The organism is Methanoculleus sp. UBA291, from assembly GCF_002499755.1.
Taxonomy (GTDB): Archaea; Halobacteriota; Methanomicrobia; order Methanomicrobiales; family Methanoculleaceae; genus Methanoculleus; species Methanoculleus palmolei.
Window position 1 is genome coordinate 16,078 of record NZ_DANC01000019.1, and the last position, 13,529, is coordinate 29,606.

Sequence of the window (13,529 nt, forward strand, 5' to 3'; positions counted from 1 at the left end):
CAACTTCTTCCCGCTCAGTCCCGGCCTTTGAGGGGCTCCAGAAGCGCACCGATCAGGAGGTCCCGCCCGTACACCGAGACGACGACCCGACACTTTGTCCCTGGGTGATGGAAGAAGTGGCGAACCCGCACCCTGCGGTACTCGAACTCCTTTCTTTCAGGTTTCTCGTCTCATCGAACCCTAACTCGTGAGAATACATTACCCAATGAGTATCTGTGGGGGTTTCCCATCCCTGAACTGGATGCACTTCCGTCGGGGGAAAGTTCCCGGACGATCGAATCGGGAACCCGGTGTCAAACGAGGGGAGGTACCGCCGGTTCCTGGAAGGGTTATCTATAGCACCCAACCTCAGCCCGGGCGAGGTCGGCTTGGGTGATGGCTGCTCTGGTGAAACGGTTGGAAAGGGCATCTTGAAGTTATCGTCCGCGCTCCCGTTCGAGGATACGGCAGAGTTCCCGCCGGAGCTCCGGAACGCGGTTGACGACGGTTCGCCAGACAAGCAGCGTGTCGACGCCGAAATACGTATGGATTAGTTTATCCCGCATTCCGGCCATTTCACGCCAGGGAATGCCGGGATACTCTGTCCGGACGGACAAAGGGATACGTTTTGCCGCCTCACCGATGATCTCGAACTTCCTGATGACGGCGCTCCGGGTCCTGTCGTCGTGAAGGAATTCATCGTAGGTCATGACAGCGGTGAATTCCTCGATCTTCTCAAGGGCAGCAGAGAGATCCAGGAGGTAGAGGATCTGCGATCTCATGCGACAAGGAGGTCTCTGGTAACCTGTCCGCGGATCTCCGGCCGAAGTGCCGCCTCCGGCACGACATCCACGCCGGACCCGAGTTTTTCTTCGAGGTATTGTGATAGTCCGACGAAATCAAAGAGATCTGCACCGGAACCGAACTCTACGAGTACATCAATATCGCTGTCCTCACCTTGTTCTTCGCGGGCATACGATCCGAAGAGGGCGATGCGCTCGACATGATACCGCTCCTTGAGCTCGCCTTTCAAAGATCGGAGGATGTCGAGGACTTCGTTACGGGTTTTCATGTGCGTTACACCCCTGCTGTACGTTCCATTTCGCTGCTGGATCGCTTTAATCTATTGTTCACTACGGGGACTGCCCGGACCTCGACGTCCACATGATCCCGACGGCACTTCCTGAAGATCGGTGCCGCACCCGAAGACCATAGGTCTTCCCATGCCCGGGTTCTTCGTACCCGGACAAGGGCTTACACTCCCGCATCCCGGCCGGCAGGGAAAGCCGCATCACATTCCGGCGCCTAGAACCATTCTTTTTACAACAAAGAAGGTTCCGGATGAACCATGGAGAGAAATAGAATCGGCACGTTCATATAATGGAACATGATACCAGCATAACAGTCGCATACTTACCGTACCCTATAAATAGGGTACCTACGATTATGCCGTAAACCCACCGGAGGCCCTGACGTATGGATGAATTTGACGGAGTTCTTGTAATGCTGATGGCGGCAGGGGGTCGAATCGCGGGCCGGACGACGATCCAGAAACTGGGATATTTTTCGACGATCCCGGAGGTCATCCAGGCACACTACCGCCCGCACTACTACGGCCCCTACAGTGCAGACATCGCCGGCGCGATCCAGGCCCTCGTCTCCTACGGCTTCATTGAGGAGAGAGTGGAGATGCCCGACGCCCCCGGGTCTGCATCGACGCCCGACTGGAAGCGCTACACCTACAGTCTCACGGGTGACGGCGAGAAGCTGGTTCGGCGATTGAAAGAAGAGCACCCCTCAGAAGCCCTGGAGATAGAAGAGATCGTCGGCGTATGCAGGGATACCGCGAACCTCGACTCCAGGGTGCTCTCCTGGGCTGCGAAGGTCCACTATATCCGGACGCGGGAGAAGCGGGATATGCCTCACGACGAGATCCGGGAGATTGCCAGAACCCTGAACTGGGACCTCACGGAGGAGCAGATCGGGAGGGGGGTGGCCCTCCTCAAAAACCTTCATTTTGCGTGACCGGGTGAGTTTGCACGCTTACCTATAAGGCTCATATCCGGGACCCGCTTTACGGGTATATCGGGCTGACCGGGGATGAACTGCGTCTTCTGGATACCCGGCCGCTCCAGAGGCTGCGGCGGATCAAGCAACTTGCCAACGCACACCTGGTCTATCCGGCCGCATGCCACACCCGCTTCGAGCACTCCCTCGGCGTCCTGCAGACCGCCACTCTCATGGCACGGCACCTACAGATCGAGGGCAACGACCTTACGGCCCTTCGTTATGCCGCCCTGCTCCATGACGTCGGCCACGGGCCGTTTTCTCACGTCTTCGAGGCACCCCTTCAGGAGATCAACGAAAAAGATGCTACGCATGAGGAGATCACGTGCCGTATCATCAGGGAGGATGAAGAGGTCAACGCAGTCCTCGGTGAAGCGACCGATGACGTCGCCGCCATCCTCTCTCTGGACCGAAACGGTATCCTTCACCAGATCATCTCGGGAAACATTGACGCCGACAAGATGGACTACCTCCGGCGGGACTCCTACCATACCGGCGTGGCCTACGGGAACTTCGACCTCGAACGTGTTCTCCACACCCTCAGGAAGACCCGGAAGACCCGGGAGAGGCAACGCGAGGATCTCGTCATTCATGAAAAGGGTATAGATGCTATCGAAAGTTTCAGGCTGGCCCGGTTCCTGATGCACGCCCAGGTCTATTATCATCACACCAACGTCGTGGCAAACGGGATGCTCCAGCGGGCGATCAAGGTTGCCATCCGCGACCATGTCGTGGATGCGGAGAAGATCCGGATAGGAAGGGATGACTTCCTTGAGAACTACCTCGCTCTTGACGATGCGCGGCTGCTTGCACGGATACTCAGGCAACCGGAAAGCACCGCAGCGGACCTCGTCACGAGACTGGAGAGGAGGGACCTCTTCAAACGGGGGTATGAGTCCAACGTCCCGCAGGAGGAGGATTACCTCCTCCGATACCACCTCGGGACAAAGTTCACCCCGGAACGGGCGCAGGCGATTGAAGAGGCGGTGGCCGGGGAATGCGGGTGCAGTCCCGACTGTATCATCGCCGACCTGGTGAAGATCGAGAATTCACTCTTCAAGTCGGCTTCCACTCTCCTTGAGGAGGACAAATTCCCGTTCCTGATCGAGAGGAGGGACGGGACGGTCAAAGAGATCGACTCGTTCTCCACCCTCACCTATACCGGCGAGCCCCGGACGACCTTCTACCTCTTCTGCCCGGAGGAGTACCGGCAGACCGTGCAGGGGTGTGCCGGGGAGATCATCGCCGGGATGAACGAGTAGAAAGCGTGAACCGGAACGCTACCCGGCTATTCCGGTCATGGTTACGCGCTCGATAGTTTTGAGGCAACGTCTCAGATTCTCTGTAATCTGCCCGATCGTTCCTTTTGCACGGCCAAATACCTTCCACCGACGGACGGGGGCGCCCGCAGGTTCTACGTCGAGTGCATGCCGACGAGAAACGCGAGGAAGAAGATCGTGAGCACGGCGTTCATCGCCAGCGTCATGACGATCGTCGTTATTGAGACGCGGGCCGGGACCCTGCGTTCTCTCCTCCGGAAGAGGTAGTAGAAGGAGACGAGGGAGGCGGTTATGAGGGCCGTTACGGCGGTCCCCAGCCCCACGCCGACCATGCTTCCTATGATCTCACCCCCCGCCCCGGGTGCGCCGAGCCCGGCGATGAACCCGGTGGCGGACGCTTCGAGCACCGGCAGGAAGAAGAGCAGCGGGCAGAGGGAGGCGTTCACGACGAAGAGGTAACTCCCGCCCATGAGGATCGACCCGATATTTAAAGGGGGCGCTAAATTACCGATCTTCATCAGCGGGGTCCGTGGCCGGGACCGTCGCACGGGGGTATCCCCGATGCCAGTGATCACTGAAGTTTTTCATTCAAAATACGCTTCGTGCGCCGGAAAGCCGCCAGATGAGTTTCAAGCGTTGCGGGGTCGAGTTTGCCCAACACTTCAAAGGAACGCTTGCCCTTCCGATAGGCGTTCTGACATCTGCGCGTCGCACGTTTCAGGCTCTCCTGAACCTCCTGCCGACTGCGTTGCTCAAGGTTATCAAGCGGCGGCAAAGCGGATTCTTGAAGATTGTGACCATAATGTTGCCGGAGGGTGTCACGGTCGCTTACAATCCACGTCTCCATGCACGTTGCCATGAACAACACCTGCCGGTCATCGCTACCGTCCGGCTGTTCCCGGTTGTCACGTCTCCTGAGATGATCCCAGGTCCTTTCCTGGTCGTCAAGCGGATCTTCACTATCAATCAGCATAGCGACGTAATCGGCATTGCTTTGTTCGTGTGCTGTTTTGAAGTCGTCATACACCGCATCGCGGCCGCCACATGAAACGAATCGCGGCATCCTCCCTGAAAAACCCGCCGATTCCATCAACTGCCTGAACCCCTGACGACACAGAATGTGCAGGTCCTTCGAATCACCCCCTCCTTCCAGGTATATTTTTGCCGTCATCAACGGGTTCCTCCAATCTCTCCTTTGAGCCAGAGTTCCCCCAGACGGTACTTCTTCAACCATCCGGCAAGCTCCTTGCTGCTAAGCCGTTGCATCTCGGTTTGATTATTCTTCTTTTCACAGACGATAACGGATTCGGGAACCTCCGTCAGAGCACTCACCAGGATATCCGAATGCGTCGTCACAATGAGCTGGCAGCGTTCCGATGCCGATATCATCAGTTTTACAAGATACGGCAGGACGTCGGGATGCAAGCCCAACTCCGGCTCCTCTATGCAGACCAGCGGCGGCGGGTTCGGGTGGCAGAGGATTGCCAGCATACACAGGTATCGTAATGTGCCGTCGGAGAGTCGGGTTGCCGGGATTGTGAACGTTCCTTCTTTCAGGAAAAGTTGAACTCCGCCCCCTTCTACCTGTTCATAAAAGCCGTTAATCTCTGGATAGAGGTAATTCAGCGCCTCGAGGATATCGTGCTCGGCAGAGGGACGGAGTGAGTTTAAGACGAGGGGTAGATTTTCGCATGTCTCCAGCAGGTAGTCATTCGGGAGATCGGCCTTCTGCGATTTTCGCGGAGCAGTATAACGTCCGAAGGACCATTCCCGGTAAAGACGAAATTTTCCGTAAGTTTCTGTTAAGTAGGCAAGTACAGGATAGCGCTCAGGGTCCTTGACCTGCGAAAGGATAGATTCTTCAGGATCTATCCTATCTCTCGGCAGTTGTCGTTCTTCACCATCTCCCGGTCCCGAATTTCTCGCTTCATAATTTGATGTATCCTTCAACAAAATATGCCCCTTCTCATTCCGATAATAGTAGTATGGCTCGGCAAAACCCGGGTATGGTTCCGCGTTTCCAATCTGCTCGGTCTTTACCTCAAATCGCCGGCCATGCTCGACAAAAGAAAACTTATGCCGGAGCGGCATGCCGGGGCTAACCGGGTTATGGATGATGACTTCGATGGAAGCCGTGGGGTTCTTCGTACCTTTCCACAACCAGTCGCTCACACCCCCGGCCTCTTTAACCGGTGCGGACAGATCTTTTGGTGCCGCCCGTAACAGACTTATCGCTTCGAGGAGGTTGGATTTTCCGGAACCGTTGGGACCGATCAGCACATTCAGGGGCCCGAGCGGAAGCGGTTTGGTATCCGGTCCGAACGATAGTATGTTCTTTAGATGAATTTTTTCCAGTATGGGCTTATTCATGATCGAGACCTTCCTTCTCTTGAATCATCATTCTTACGTATCTTCGGCGTATTTGCATTCGCCGGTTCCTTTCATTCCGTTATCGAGGAGCTCGATATCCCCCGTTAATTTTCCGGGGCACCTTCAACTTCCATTCTGGTATAGAATTTACCTTCCCTTATTTCGTCTATTTCTTGTAGCGCTTTGCTCTTCTTCCCCGGCCTATCCTGTTTAAACGTACGCTCTATTCCTTTACTGATCGACTCATCTCCCCGCCGATGCGCAAGAATCTCCTTATACAGGTTATCGGATACTTCTATCGTTTGCATGTACATGGTGTCTACCATCCGCGGGATATACCTTGTGCAGGAGGTGTGAACAGGAACATGACCCGAATGTTTAGGTCATGGTTACGCGCTCGATTGTTTCGGGGAACGTCCCGGACCTCGCCGCCCCTACGTCGAGTGCATGCCGACGAGAAACGCGAGGAAGAAGATCGTGAGCACGGCGTTCATCGCCAGCGTCATGGCGACCGTAACTATCGCGACGCGGGCCGGGACCCTGCGTTCTCTCCCCTGGAAGAGATAGTAGAAGGAGACGAGGGAGGCGGTTATGAGGGCTGTTACGGCGGTCCCCAGCCCCACGCCGACCATGCTTCCTATGATCTCACCCCCCGCCCCGGGTGCGTTGAACCCGGAGATGTATCCGGTGGCGGTCGCTTCGAGCACCAGCAGAAAGAAGAGCAGCGGGCAGAGGGAGGCGTTCACGGCGATGTTCGCGGCAACGAAGACGGGGAGGGAGAGAGGCTTCATGCCTCCTGTCCGTTGCCGTTTTCGGGTGCTGCATGGGCGACCAGCGCCGCAATGTCGTCGTCGGTGATCTCGGCGCCGCTCCTGACCTGGGCCATGATCTCGTCTTTATCTTTATAATATGCCCGGATGAAGCCGAGCACCGTTTTATATTCCCGGATATGCTGCTCCTGCATCCAGAGGAGGAGGGCGGTGCGGTCGTCCATCTCCTGCCTGAGGGCTTCGAGGGAGATGCCGAACAGGTCGCGGATCTTGTCGAAGAGGTAACTTCGGCCCATGAACCGGAACTCGTCCGAGGCGGGCTGCCACCGGAAGACGGTGTTGGTGACGAGGTCGCCCTTCTCGCGGTCGATCTCGAGGATCTCGACGATAGCGGTGATCCTCCTGACGTTCCGCTCGCCCTTCCGGATCTGCATGGGGAAGATGACGGCGTCGAGGTTGGCGAGGAGGCTTCTCGGGAGGTTCATCGGGCTTGATTCTACACGGGCGAGGAGTTCGTCCATCGAGCCTGCGTGGATGGTGCCCATCGCCGCGTGGCCGACGGCGATCGCCTGGAAGAGAGTGAAGGCTTCTTCGCCGCGGACCTCGCCGACGATGATGAACTCCGGCCGCTGCCGGAGTGCCGCGATGAGGAGGTCATAGAGCGAGATGTCGCCCGGAGCCTTGCGGCCGCCGCCGCCGACGCCGGACGGCGCGCCCCCGGTGTCGCCGGTGCCGAACCCCGCCCGCGTGACCGATTGCAGCCAGTTGGGGTGCATCAGGTTCAGTTCGGTGGTGTCTTCAATGGAGACGATCTTGTACTCCGTCGGGATGAACCCGCAGAGGGCGTTTAAGAAGGTGGTCTTGCCGCTCGCGGTTCCTCCGGAGATGAGGAGGGAGCGCTTGTACTCCATCAGTATCCAGAGATAGGCGAGCTGCCGGGCGTCGACGGTCCCGTAGTCCATCATCTCGATGGGGGAGATCGGGTTCGACCGGAACTTCCGGATGGTGAAGGTCGACCCTTTGCGGGTGACCTCGCCGCCGAGTGTGAGGTTGCCCCGGCTCCCGTCGGGGAGGGTGATGTCGCGGATGGGCTGGAGGAGGGAGATGTGCCGCCCGCTGATCTGGGCGAGTTTGAGGACGAAGTTGTTCAGTTCGAGGTCGCCGAACCGGACGTTGGTCTGGATCGGCCCGTAGGTCCGGTGCTGGACGTAGAGGTCCAGGTTCGCGCCGTTGCAGCTGATATCTTCGATGTAGCGGTCCTTCATCATGGTGTCGATCTTGCTGTAGCCGATGTACTCCTTCTTGAGATGGAAGTAGATCCGGTCGCGCTGTTCGTCGGTGAACTTGAAACCGAGGATGGTGATGATCGAGAGGAAGCGCTCTTTCAAGTACTCTTCGCGGCGCTCCGCCGAGAGGAGGCCGATGTCGGTGCCGATCATCTTCTCGAACGCCTTCTTGATGAGGCCGAGGTAGTGCTCTTCGCCCTCGGAGAGGGACGGTTCGACGACGCGGTAGGAGAGCGCTCGCGCCTCCCGGTCGTATTCGATGTGGACGTACTGGTAGGGGGGGTCAACGGGGTAGGTGATGCGGACGTCCTTGAGGGAGCCGGTGAGGGAAGGTTCGCCGGTATCCCCGACGAAGAAGTCGGGGGACGTGAGCTCCGGCTCCTTCTCGGGAGCGAAGAGGGCGAGGACTTTTTCAAGGGCGGGGTAGCGGGCGGCGAGGGGGGCGAGCCGGGACTGGAGAGCAGCGAAGAGGTCGCCGGGCTCGGGGAAGCGGGAGAGGAGTTTTGCAAGGCCGGGGATGCGGGCGAGCCGGGAGGGGGCGCTGCCGGTCTCCGGGCGGCGGGAGAGGATGTCCTCCATGGAGGCGAGGCGGACGGGTTTTTCGGGACGGTCCGGGAGGCCGGGGCCCTCTTCCTCCGGGGGGAGGGCGGCAGGATCGCCGTTACCCCGGGGGCGCGGGCGGGGCTCTGCCGGGAAAGGATAGGAGAGACCGCCGGCGGAGATATCACGGACGCCGGAAGGACGCGGGGGGGCGTCGTCGCCGGGGTCATCCGCCTCCGGGGGGAGGGCGTAGGAGAGGCCGCCGGCGGAGATATCACGGACGCCGGGACGACGCAGGAGGTCGTCGTCGCCGGGATCGTCCGTCTCCGGGGGGAGGGCGGCGGGATCGCCGCTACCTCTGCCGGTGGTCTCCGGGAGGGGGGATTCAGGGTCTTCGGGAGGGCGCAGCAGGGCGTCCAGGGGGCTGTCGCCGTTGCCGGGGCTTTTCCCGGACGCCGCGCGGAGGTCGGGCTCCCGGATGCCGTGAGCTCGCCGGAGGGTATCGCCGGGGCCGTCGTCCACGATCTCCGGTTCTTTCTTCGTTCTCAGGGGGGGTTCGGCGGGTCCTTTCAGATCAACCATGGTGATATCTCCGGAGCAGGACTCGCGCCGTAGGATTGAACTGAAAAATAATTCCTATGAGAATGAAGGCTGCGGCGAGTCCATCCGATATTTTGAGAGTGCCGGAGTTCCCGTAAGCACGGTGCGCCGGGCAGGGGAGCGGGGATGCGAGGCCCCGCGGGGGATGTGGTCGGGTGCCGGATATATGATTTTCGCCGCTCCCGACCGCCCGCTCCGGGAAAAACTGTGCGGAGCCTGCGGTCGGGACGGCCACGGCCGATTTTTCCGTTGTCCTGCCGGGGATGATCCGTCCCCGGAGGGAGGGTGACGGGAACGCCGTGCAGGCCGGGAGCGATTTGCGGCTCCGTTCCTTTCGTCCATACCAGAAGCGTCCTGACAGGTCCTTTCAGGTCAACCATAGCGATACCTCCGGAGAAGAATCCGCGCCGTCAGATTGATCAGGAAAACAACCCCGATGAGAATGAAGGCTGCAGCGAATCCGTCCGATAGTTTGACGACGTTGGAGTTCTCGTAAGCATGGTACACCGCGTAGGGGAGCGTGCCCACGAGGTCCTGTAAGGGGTATAGTTTGATGCCAAATATGAGATTTTCGTTGCTTTTGATTGCCAGTTCCGGAAAGAACTGCGTGTAGCCCGCGGTCAGGATGACCACGGCTGATTCTTCCGCCGCCCTGCCGAAACCGAGGATGATCCCGGTCAAAATGCCGGAGATCACTGTGGGGATGGTGACGTTCCGGATAGTCTGCCATTTCGTTGCCCCGAGAGCGTAACTCCCTTCCTCCAGGCTCTTTGGCACTGTCGCGATTGCATCCTCGATAGCACGTTCGATGACCGGAAGAATAAGTATCGCGAGCGCGATTGAACCGGAGATCAACGAGAAGCCCCCGGTGTATGCACGCATGTAGTAGACCAGGATCATCAGACCAACGATACCCAGTACGATGGAAGGGGTGCCGGAGAGCACCTCGATCAGGAACCGCAACAGCCGCGTGAACCTGTTGTCCGGGGCGTATCGCTGCAGATAGATCGCCGTCCCGAGAGCAAGGGGAGTTGCGATCAGGGTTGAGCAGACGGAGATGATGAGCGTCCCGACGACTGCATTCCCTATCGCGCCGCCGAGACCGGGAGATGCGGATTCAGGGGTGATGAGGAAGTACAGGCTGAGCGAAGGGAGCGCCTCGATGGTAACGGTGCCGAGGATCAGGAAGAGCACGAGCACCGAGAGCACTGTTGCCGCCGTGCAAAACAGCTTGAAAAACAGTTCTTCTGCTTTTCGCATCGTTCTTGTTGCCACTACATCATCTCCTGCTCTGCCTCAATCTTTTTTCGACGAACCGGATCAGCCCGACGAAGACAATCTCAAGACAGAAGAGCACGGCCGCTATCCCGAACAACGCGCTTCGCGCTTCGTCCACCGACACCCAGTAGCCGATATCGTTGAGGATCTTCGACGTCATTGCATACCCTGTGTCCAGGATGGAGACGGGGAACCGGGACGTATTGCCGATCAGCATGACCACGGCCATCGTCTCCCCCATCGCACGCATCAGCCCGAGGATGATGCCGGTCAGTATCCCCGGGGCCGCGATGGGGATGACCACCATCCGGGTGGTCTCCCACCGGGTGGCGCCCAACGCGAGCGATCCTTCCCGGTACTCGCGCGGGACGGAGCGCATCGCTTCCTGTGCAAGCGCCGTGACGGTCGGCAGGATCATGACGGCAAGCACGGACGCGGCAAGCAGGATACCGGTCCCGCTCCCGGGGTTCGGGTCGCGGAAGATGGGGATGAAGCCGAGGGTTGCATCGATGAACGGGTCTATGTGGTAGCGAAAAATATTCTCAAGAACAAAATAGCCGAATATGCCGTAGACGACCGAGGGGATGCCGACGAGCAGCTCGATGAGCGGCCGTATCGTCTTCTCCAGCCATACCGGTGCCCATTCTGCAAGGAAGATCGCGGTGAATATGCCCAGGGGACAGGCGATGACCATCGTCACTGCGGTCAACACGATGGTGCCGACAAGGAAGACCAGGATACCGTACTCGCCGGTAGAGTAGTTCCAGGTCGTGCCGGTAAGAAATCCGACACCTTCTTTTTCGAATACAGGGGCAGCGGTGAGGAAGATAAATCCGAAGATCAGGAAAACAACGAGAGCGCTTACTGCTGCCGAAGACAGGAAGAACAATCGTGGAATGTCGTATGTCTGGCTCATAAAAAAGGTGGGTTTGGTGGTTCCGTCCCTCTATGCTTACACGAACTCAATGATGCTGAACATGCCAACTTCGTGGATCGAGTCGACCGCACCGGGGGACTGGGCGAAGTTGATGTAGTCCTTCACGATGGCGGACGGGTTGCCGTTGACGATGTAGTTGAGCGGGCGGGCGAGAGCCGAGACATATGAGTCATCATTGTCGTTGCCCTTCAGGCTCTCAAGGATGCTGTCTTTGGTGCACTCTTTGCCGTCGACATCCAGAGCCTTGTGGTTGCTGGTGACGTAGCCGTAGTCGATGAAGCCGAGGCGGATGTGATCCTTGTCACCGCCGGCGATGGCGGCTGCAACACCTGCGTTGCCGTTCACACCCTCTGCCCCGGTGTTGTCGAAGCTGTCACCGGGGTACTTCAGGTACTCCTTGGCAACAGTCTCCTCGGTTCCGGAGGCCTCAGAGCGCTGGTAGATGGTGACATCAACAGTTCCCGCACCAGCAGCAGCAGCGCCGGTTATGTTGCCGTCCGTAACAACTGCACCAACCGTTGCACTGTCATCGGTGATGGTCTGGTCATAGAGGGCCTTCAGACCTTCTTTGGTCACCCCTGTGAAGTCGTCGACATCGTCAGGTACAACGATTGCCACACCGGAGCCGCCGATCTGGTAGGTCTGGAGGTCGGGGTACTTTCCAAGTTCAGCGTCCTTAACAGCACGGGAAGCCGAGCCGATGTCGACAATGTTCATGCCGACGGAGGTGACCCCGGCGCCGGAGCCGCCGCCCTGGACGGTGATCTTCACGCCGGGCTTCTGGGCCATGAAGGCCTTGGCGAGGAGCTCGGAGGCGGGCTGGACGGTGGTCGAGCCTGCAATCAGCACCTCGGCGGAGGCGGAGCCACCGACGTCTCCAACGTTCGTCTGTTCGGCAACATCGGAACTGAAGGTACCCATGATGGTACCGACGGCGACCGCACCGACGACAGCGACGACGATCAGGACGAGGGTCGCGACGATCGGAGAGACCGCGTTCTCATTCATGTTCAGGAATTTCATGTTCCATCTCACCTTTGTTTTTGTAACACGCGGTGAAGCCTGCGAATGGTTCCAGGAAAATCTTCACCATCCATCCTGTTGGATCTGGTACTATATATTTCTGACGAATTTGATATAGCAAGAGCACAATAATATATATTTTTATATAGTGTCAATAAAAATGTCAGATAAAAATTCCCGGCGCCCCGGGAAGCGTTCCGGCGGCGGCGCCAGACCGTCCGGAGAGAAGGCGGCCGGGCAGCGTTCCGTCCCGAAAAAGAGGGTCATCTTCCGCGTTTCAGTCTGACCGAGGCAAAATAGAGGACGACGGCGATCCCCGCCGCCGGTGCCGCCGCGAAGGAGAGCGCGGAGGCCCCGTACCAGGGGACCGATCCCGCGGTGATGAGCGCGAGCGCGGAAAACGCGGCAAACGCCAGGAGGGGCCGACCATGGCCCCCGCGCGCTGGTAGGACGTTCGAGAGTACAGGAGGTTCGACGGGGGCGTGCCGGGACTCCGGGCTTGTTTGAAGAGACATGGGATCGGGGCATCATCTCTTTCGAGAGGGATATGCCTTTCCTCAGGGATCTCTATAGGGGTATAGAGTCTCCCGGGGGAGGTCAGGACGATTCGCGGAAGATCCTGCCCCGGGACGCGGCAAGCAGCGTGAGGAGGTGCGCCGGGTCCACTCCCTCGACGACGACCTCCTCTTCGGTGGAGGAGGGGGCGGGGGCCTTCTCTTCTAAACCGGACAATTTTAAAAGATATATTCCCAATCGGATGAACCAAATGCGATTTAAGAGGTTAATTGGAGAACATTTGCAGGACCTTGAGCAGAGTGAGAAAATAATCGCAGAAAAAATTGGTATATGCCGAAGCGATCTGATCATCGCGGTGGCGGAATATAAACCATTTGTACCATACATGATGAAACAAAGTCAGCTAAAAACAAATCCAGTATATATAATCGTTAATAATGATGCTGTGCCTTTCGAACAAATATTTGAAAGAAGTATTTACCACGATAGAGATCCGGAATTACCATTTGTTTTTATCAGGGGAAAGGAACAAAGGGAGAAGTTCCTCGCAGAATATAACCGAGTGCTCTGTTGAGCGAGCACGGTGAACGCGGCAAACGCCAGGAACGGCCGGCCAGGGCCCCCGGCGCGGGCAGGATGTTCGAGGGTGCGGGAGATTCGACGGGGGTGTCCCGGGACTCCGGGCTGGTTCGGGGAGGCATCGGGATCGGGGTATCAGATCCCCCGAGGGGTGATAGACCGCCCCGCTGGATCCCCCATAGGCCTATGGAGTTTTCGGGCGGCTGCCAGGTCCAGTTCACCGGCCGTCAGCTCCGGGAGGGAGGCGGGCCAATCATGAACCCCGCGGACCGGACGGAGGTCCCTCCATGATCTCCTCTGATAT

At 58.4% G+C, this 13,529-nt stretch carries 17 protein-coding genes; 4 read left to right on the forward strand and 13 right to left on the reverse strand.

The window, feature by feature from the left end; genetic code table 11:
• A partial coding sequence (locus BP737_RS04060; RefSeq protein WP_342685952.1) for a hypothetical protein occupies nucleotides 1-191 on the forward strand: 191 nt, incomplete at its 5' end.
• Between the two features lie 225 nt (nucleotides 192-416).
• Here the strand turns inward: BP737_RS04060 and BP737_RS04065 are convergent.
• The gene (locus BP737_RS04065) at nucleotides 417-761 is read right to left on the reverse strand and encodes a DUF86 domain-containing protein (protein ID WP_292410447.1); all 345 of its coding nucleotides are present in this window, start codon (nucleotides 759-761) and stop codon (nucleotides 417-419) included.
• Entirely contained in the window at nucleotides 758-1,051 is a 294-nt protein-coding gene (locus BP737_RS04070) for a nucleotidyltransferase family protein (protein ID WP_292410449.1), read from the reverse strand. The genes BP737_RS04065 and BP737_RS04070 overlap by 4 nt, the downstream gene beginning before the upstream one ends.
• Before the next feature lie 404 nt (nucleotides 1,052-1,455).
• Here BP737_RS04070 and BP737_RS04075 point away from each other — a divergent pair, with 404 nt between their 5' ends.
• Nucleotides 1,456-2,004: a hypothetical protein gene (locus BP737_RS04075; RefSeq protein ID WP_292410450.1), complete on the forward strand. Its 549-nt coding sequence runs from the start codon at nucleotides 1,456-1,458 to the stop codon at nucleotides 2,002-2,004.
• 146 nt (nucleotides 2,005-2,150) lie between these two features.
• A complete protein-coding gene (locus BP737_RS04080; RefSeq protein ID WP_292410505.1) occupies nucleotides 2,151-3,308 on the forward strand; it encodes an HD domain-containing protein in 1,158 nt (385 codons plus the stop codon).
• A 152-nt stretch (nucleotides 3,309-3,460) separates the two neighbouring features.
• Here the strand turns inward: BP737_RS04080 and BP737_RS04085 are convergent, their stop codons facing one another.
• From BP737_RS04085 to BP737_RS04135, 11 genes are all read right to left on the reverse strand, one after another.
• On the reverse strand, nucleotides 3,461-3,844 hold the full coding sequence (locus tag BP737_RS04085) for a hypothetical protein (protein ID WP_342685953.1): 384 nt from the start codon (nucleotides 3,842-3,844) through the stop codon (nucleotides 3,461-3,463).
• A 53-nt stretch (nucleotides 3,845-3,897) separates the two neighbouring features.
• Nucleotides 3,898-4,497: a DUF4276 family protein gene (locus BP737_RS04090; RefSeq protein ID WP_292410452.1), complete on the reverse strand. Its 600-nt coding sequence runs from the start codon at nucleotides 4,495-4,497 to the stop codon at nucleotides 3,898-3,900.
• Nucleotides 4,497-5,696, reverse strand: a complete 1,200-nt coding sequence (locus BP737_RS04095; protein ID WP_292410454.1) for an AAA family ATPase — start codon at nucleotides 5,694-5,696, stop codon at nucleotides 4,497-4,499. Before BP737_RS04095 ends, BP737_RS04090 begins: the two co-directional genes overlap by 1 nt.
• Nucleotides 5,697-5,800: 104 nt before the next feature.
• Nucleotides 5,801-6,004 carry a hypothetical protein gene (locus BP737_RS04100; RefSeq protein ID WP_292410456.1) on the reverse strand — a complete coding sequence of 68 codons (204 nt, stop codon included), beginning with the start codon at nucleotides 6,002-6,004 and terminating at the stop codon, nucleotides 5,801-5,803.
• A 126-nt stretch (nucleotides 6,005-6,130) separates the two neighbouring features.
• On the reverse strand, nucleotides 6,131-6,487 hold the full coding sequence (locus BP737_RS04105) for a hypothetical protein (RefSeq protein WP_292410458.1): 357 nt from the start codon (nucleotides 6,485-6,487) through the stop codon (nucleotides 6,131-6,133).
• Complete coding sequence (locus BP737_RS04110; RefSeq protein WP_342685954.1) at nucleotides 6,484-8,874, reverse strand: type II/IV secretion system ATPase subunit; 2,391 nt, start codon at nucleotides 8,872-8,874, stop codon at nucleotides 6,484-6,486. The genes BP737_RS04105 and BP737_RS04110 overlap by 4 nt, the downstream gene beginning before the upstream one ends.
• A 390-nt stretch (nucleotides 8,875-9,264) precedes the next feature.
• Nucleotides 9,265-10,167, reverse strand: a complete 903-nt coding sequence (gene pstA / locus BP737_RS04115; RefSeq protein ID WP_292410462.1) for a phosphate ABC transporter permease PstA — start codon at nucleotides 10,165-10,167, stop codon at nucleotides 9,265-9,267.
• A gap of 4 nt (nucleotides 10,168-10,171) precedes the next feature.
• Complete coding sequence (pstC, locus tag BP737_RS04120) at nucleotides 10,172-11,086, reverse strand: phosphate ABC transporter permease subunit PstC (protein ID WP_292410464.1); 915 nt, start codon at nucleotides 11,084-11,086, stop codon at nucleotides 10,172-10,174.
• 36 nt (nucleotides 11,087-11,122) lie between these two features.
• Nucleotides 11,123-12,130, reverse strand: coding sequence for a substrate-binding domain-containing protein (locus tag BP737_RS04125; RefSeq protein WP_292410466.1), 1,008 nt, complete (start codon nucleotides 12,128-12,130; stop codon nucleotides 11,123-11,125).
• A gap of 263 nt (nucleotides 12,131-12,393) precedes the next feature.
• Nucleotides 12,394-12,645, reverse strand: coding sequence for a hypothetical protein (locus BP737_RS04130; protein ID WP_292410468.1), 252 nt, complete (start codon nucleotides 12,643-12,645; stop codon nucleotides 12,394-12,396).
• Nucleotides 12,646-12,727: 82 nt separating this feature from the next.
• Entirely contained in the window at nucleotides 12,728-12,862 is a 135-nt protein-coding gene (locus BP737_RS04135) for a hypothetical protein (RefSeq protein WP_292410470.1), read from the reverse strand.
• Between the two features lie 34 nt (nucleotides 12,863-12,896).
• Here BP737_RS04135 and BP737_RS04140 point away from each other — a divergent pair, with 34 nt between their 5' ends.
• On the forward strand, nucleotides 12,897-13,220 hold the full coding sequence (locus tag BP737_RS04140; protein WP_292410472.1) for a hypothetical protein: 324 nt from the start codon (nucleotides 12,897-12,899) through the stop codon (nucleotides 13,218-13,220).
• The last annotated feature ends 309 nt before the right edge of the window (nucleotides 13,221-13,529 follow it).

Coding starts and splice junctions, on each gene's coding strand:
- BP737_RS04065 (WP_292410447.1), bottom strand. CDS start 761: ATGAGATCGCAGATCCTCTACCTCCTGGATCTCTCTGCTGCCCTTGAG.
- BP737_RS04070 (WP_292410449.1), bottom strand. CDS start 1,051: ATGAAAACCCGTAACGAAGTCCTCGACATCCTCCGATCTTTGAAAGGC.
- BP737_RS04075 (WP_292410450.1), top strand. CDS start 1,456: ATGGATGAATTTGACGGAGTTCTTGTAATGCTGATGGCGGCAGGGGGT.
- BP737_RS04085 (WP_342685953.1), bottom strand. CDS start 3,844: ATGAAGATCGGTAATTTAGCGCCCCCTTTAAATATCGGGTCGATCCTC.
- BP737_RS04090 (WP_292410452.1), bottom strand. CDS start 4,497: ATGACGGCAAAAATATACCTGGAAGGAGGGGGTGATTCGAAGGACCTG.
- BP737_RS04095 (WP_292410454.1), bottom strand. CDS start 5,696: ATGAATAAGCCCATACTGGAAAAAATTCATCTAAAGAACATACTATCG.
- BP737_RS04100 (WP_292410456.1), bottom strand. CDS start 6,004: ATGCAAACGATAGAAGTATCCGATAACCTGTATAAGGAGATTCTTGCG.
- BP737_RS04105 (WP_292410458.1), bottom strand. CDS start 6,487: ATGAAGCCTCTCTCCCTCCCCGTCTTCGTTGCCGCGAACATCGCCGTG.
- BP737_RS04110 (WP_342685954.1), bottom strand. CDS start 8,874: ATGGTTGATCTGAAAGGACCCGCCGAACCCCCCCTGAGAACGAAGAAA.
- pstC (WP_292410464.1), bottom strand. CDS start 11,086: ATGAGCCAGACATACGACATTCCACGATTGTTCTTCCTGTCTTCGGCA.
- BP737_RS04125 (WP_292410466.1), bottom strand. CDS start 12,130: ATGAAATTCCTGAACATGAATGAGAACGCGGTCTCTCCGATCGTCGCG.
- BP737_RS04130 (WP_292410468.1), bottom strand. CDS start 12,645: ATGTCTCTTCAAACAAGCCCGGAGTCCCGGCACGCCCCCGTCGAACCT.
- BP737_RS04140 (WP_292410472.1), top strand. CDS start 12,897: ATGCGATTTAAGAGGTTAATTGGAGAACATTTGCAGGACCTTGAGCAG.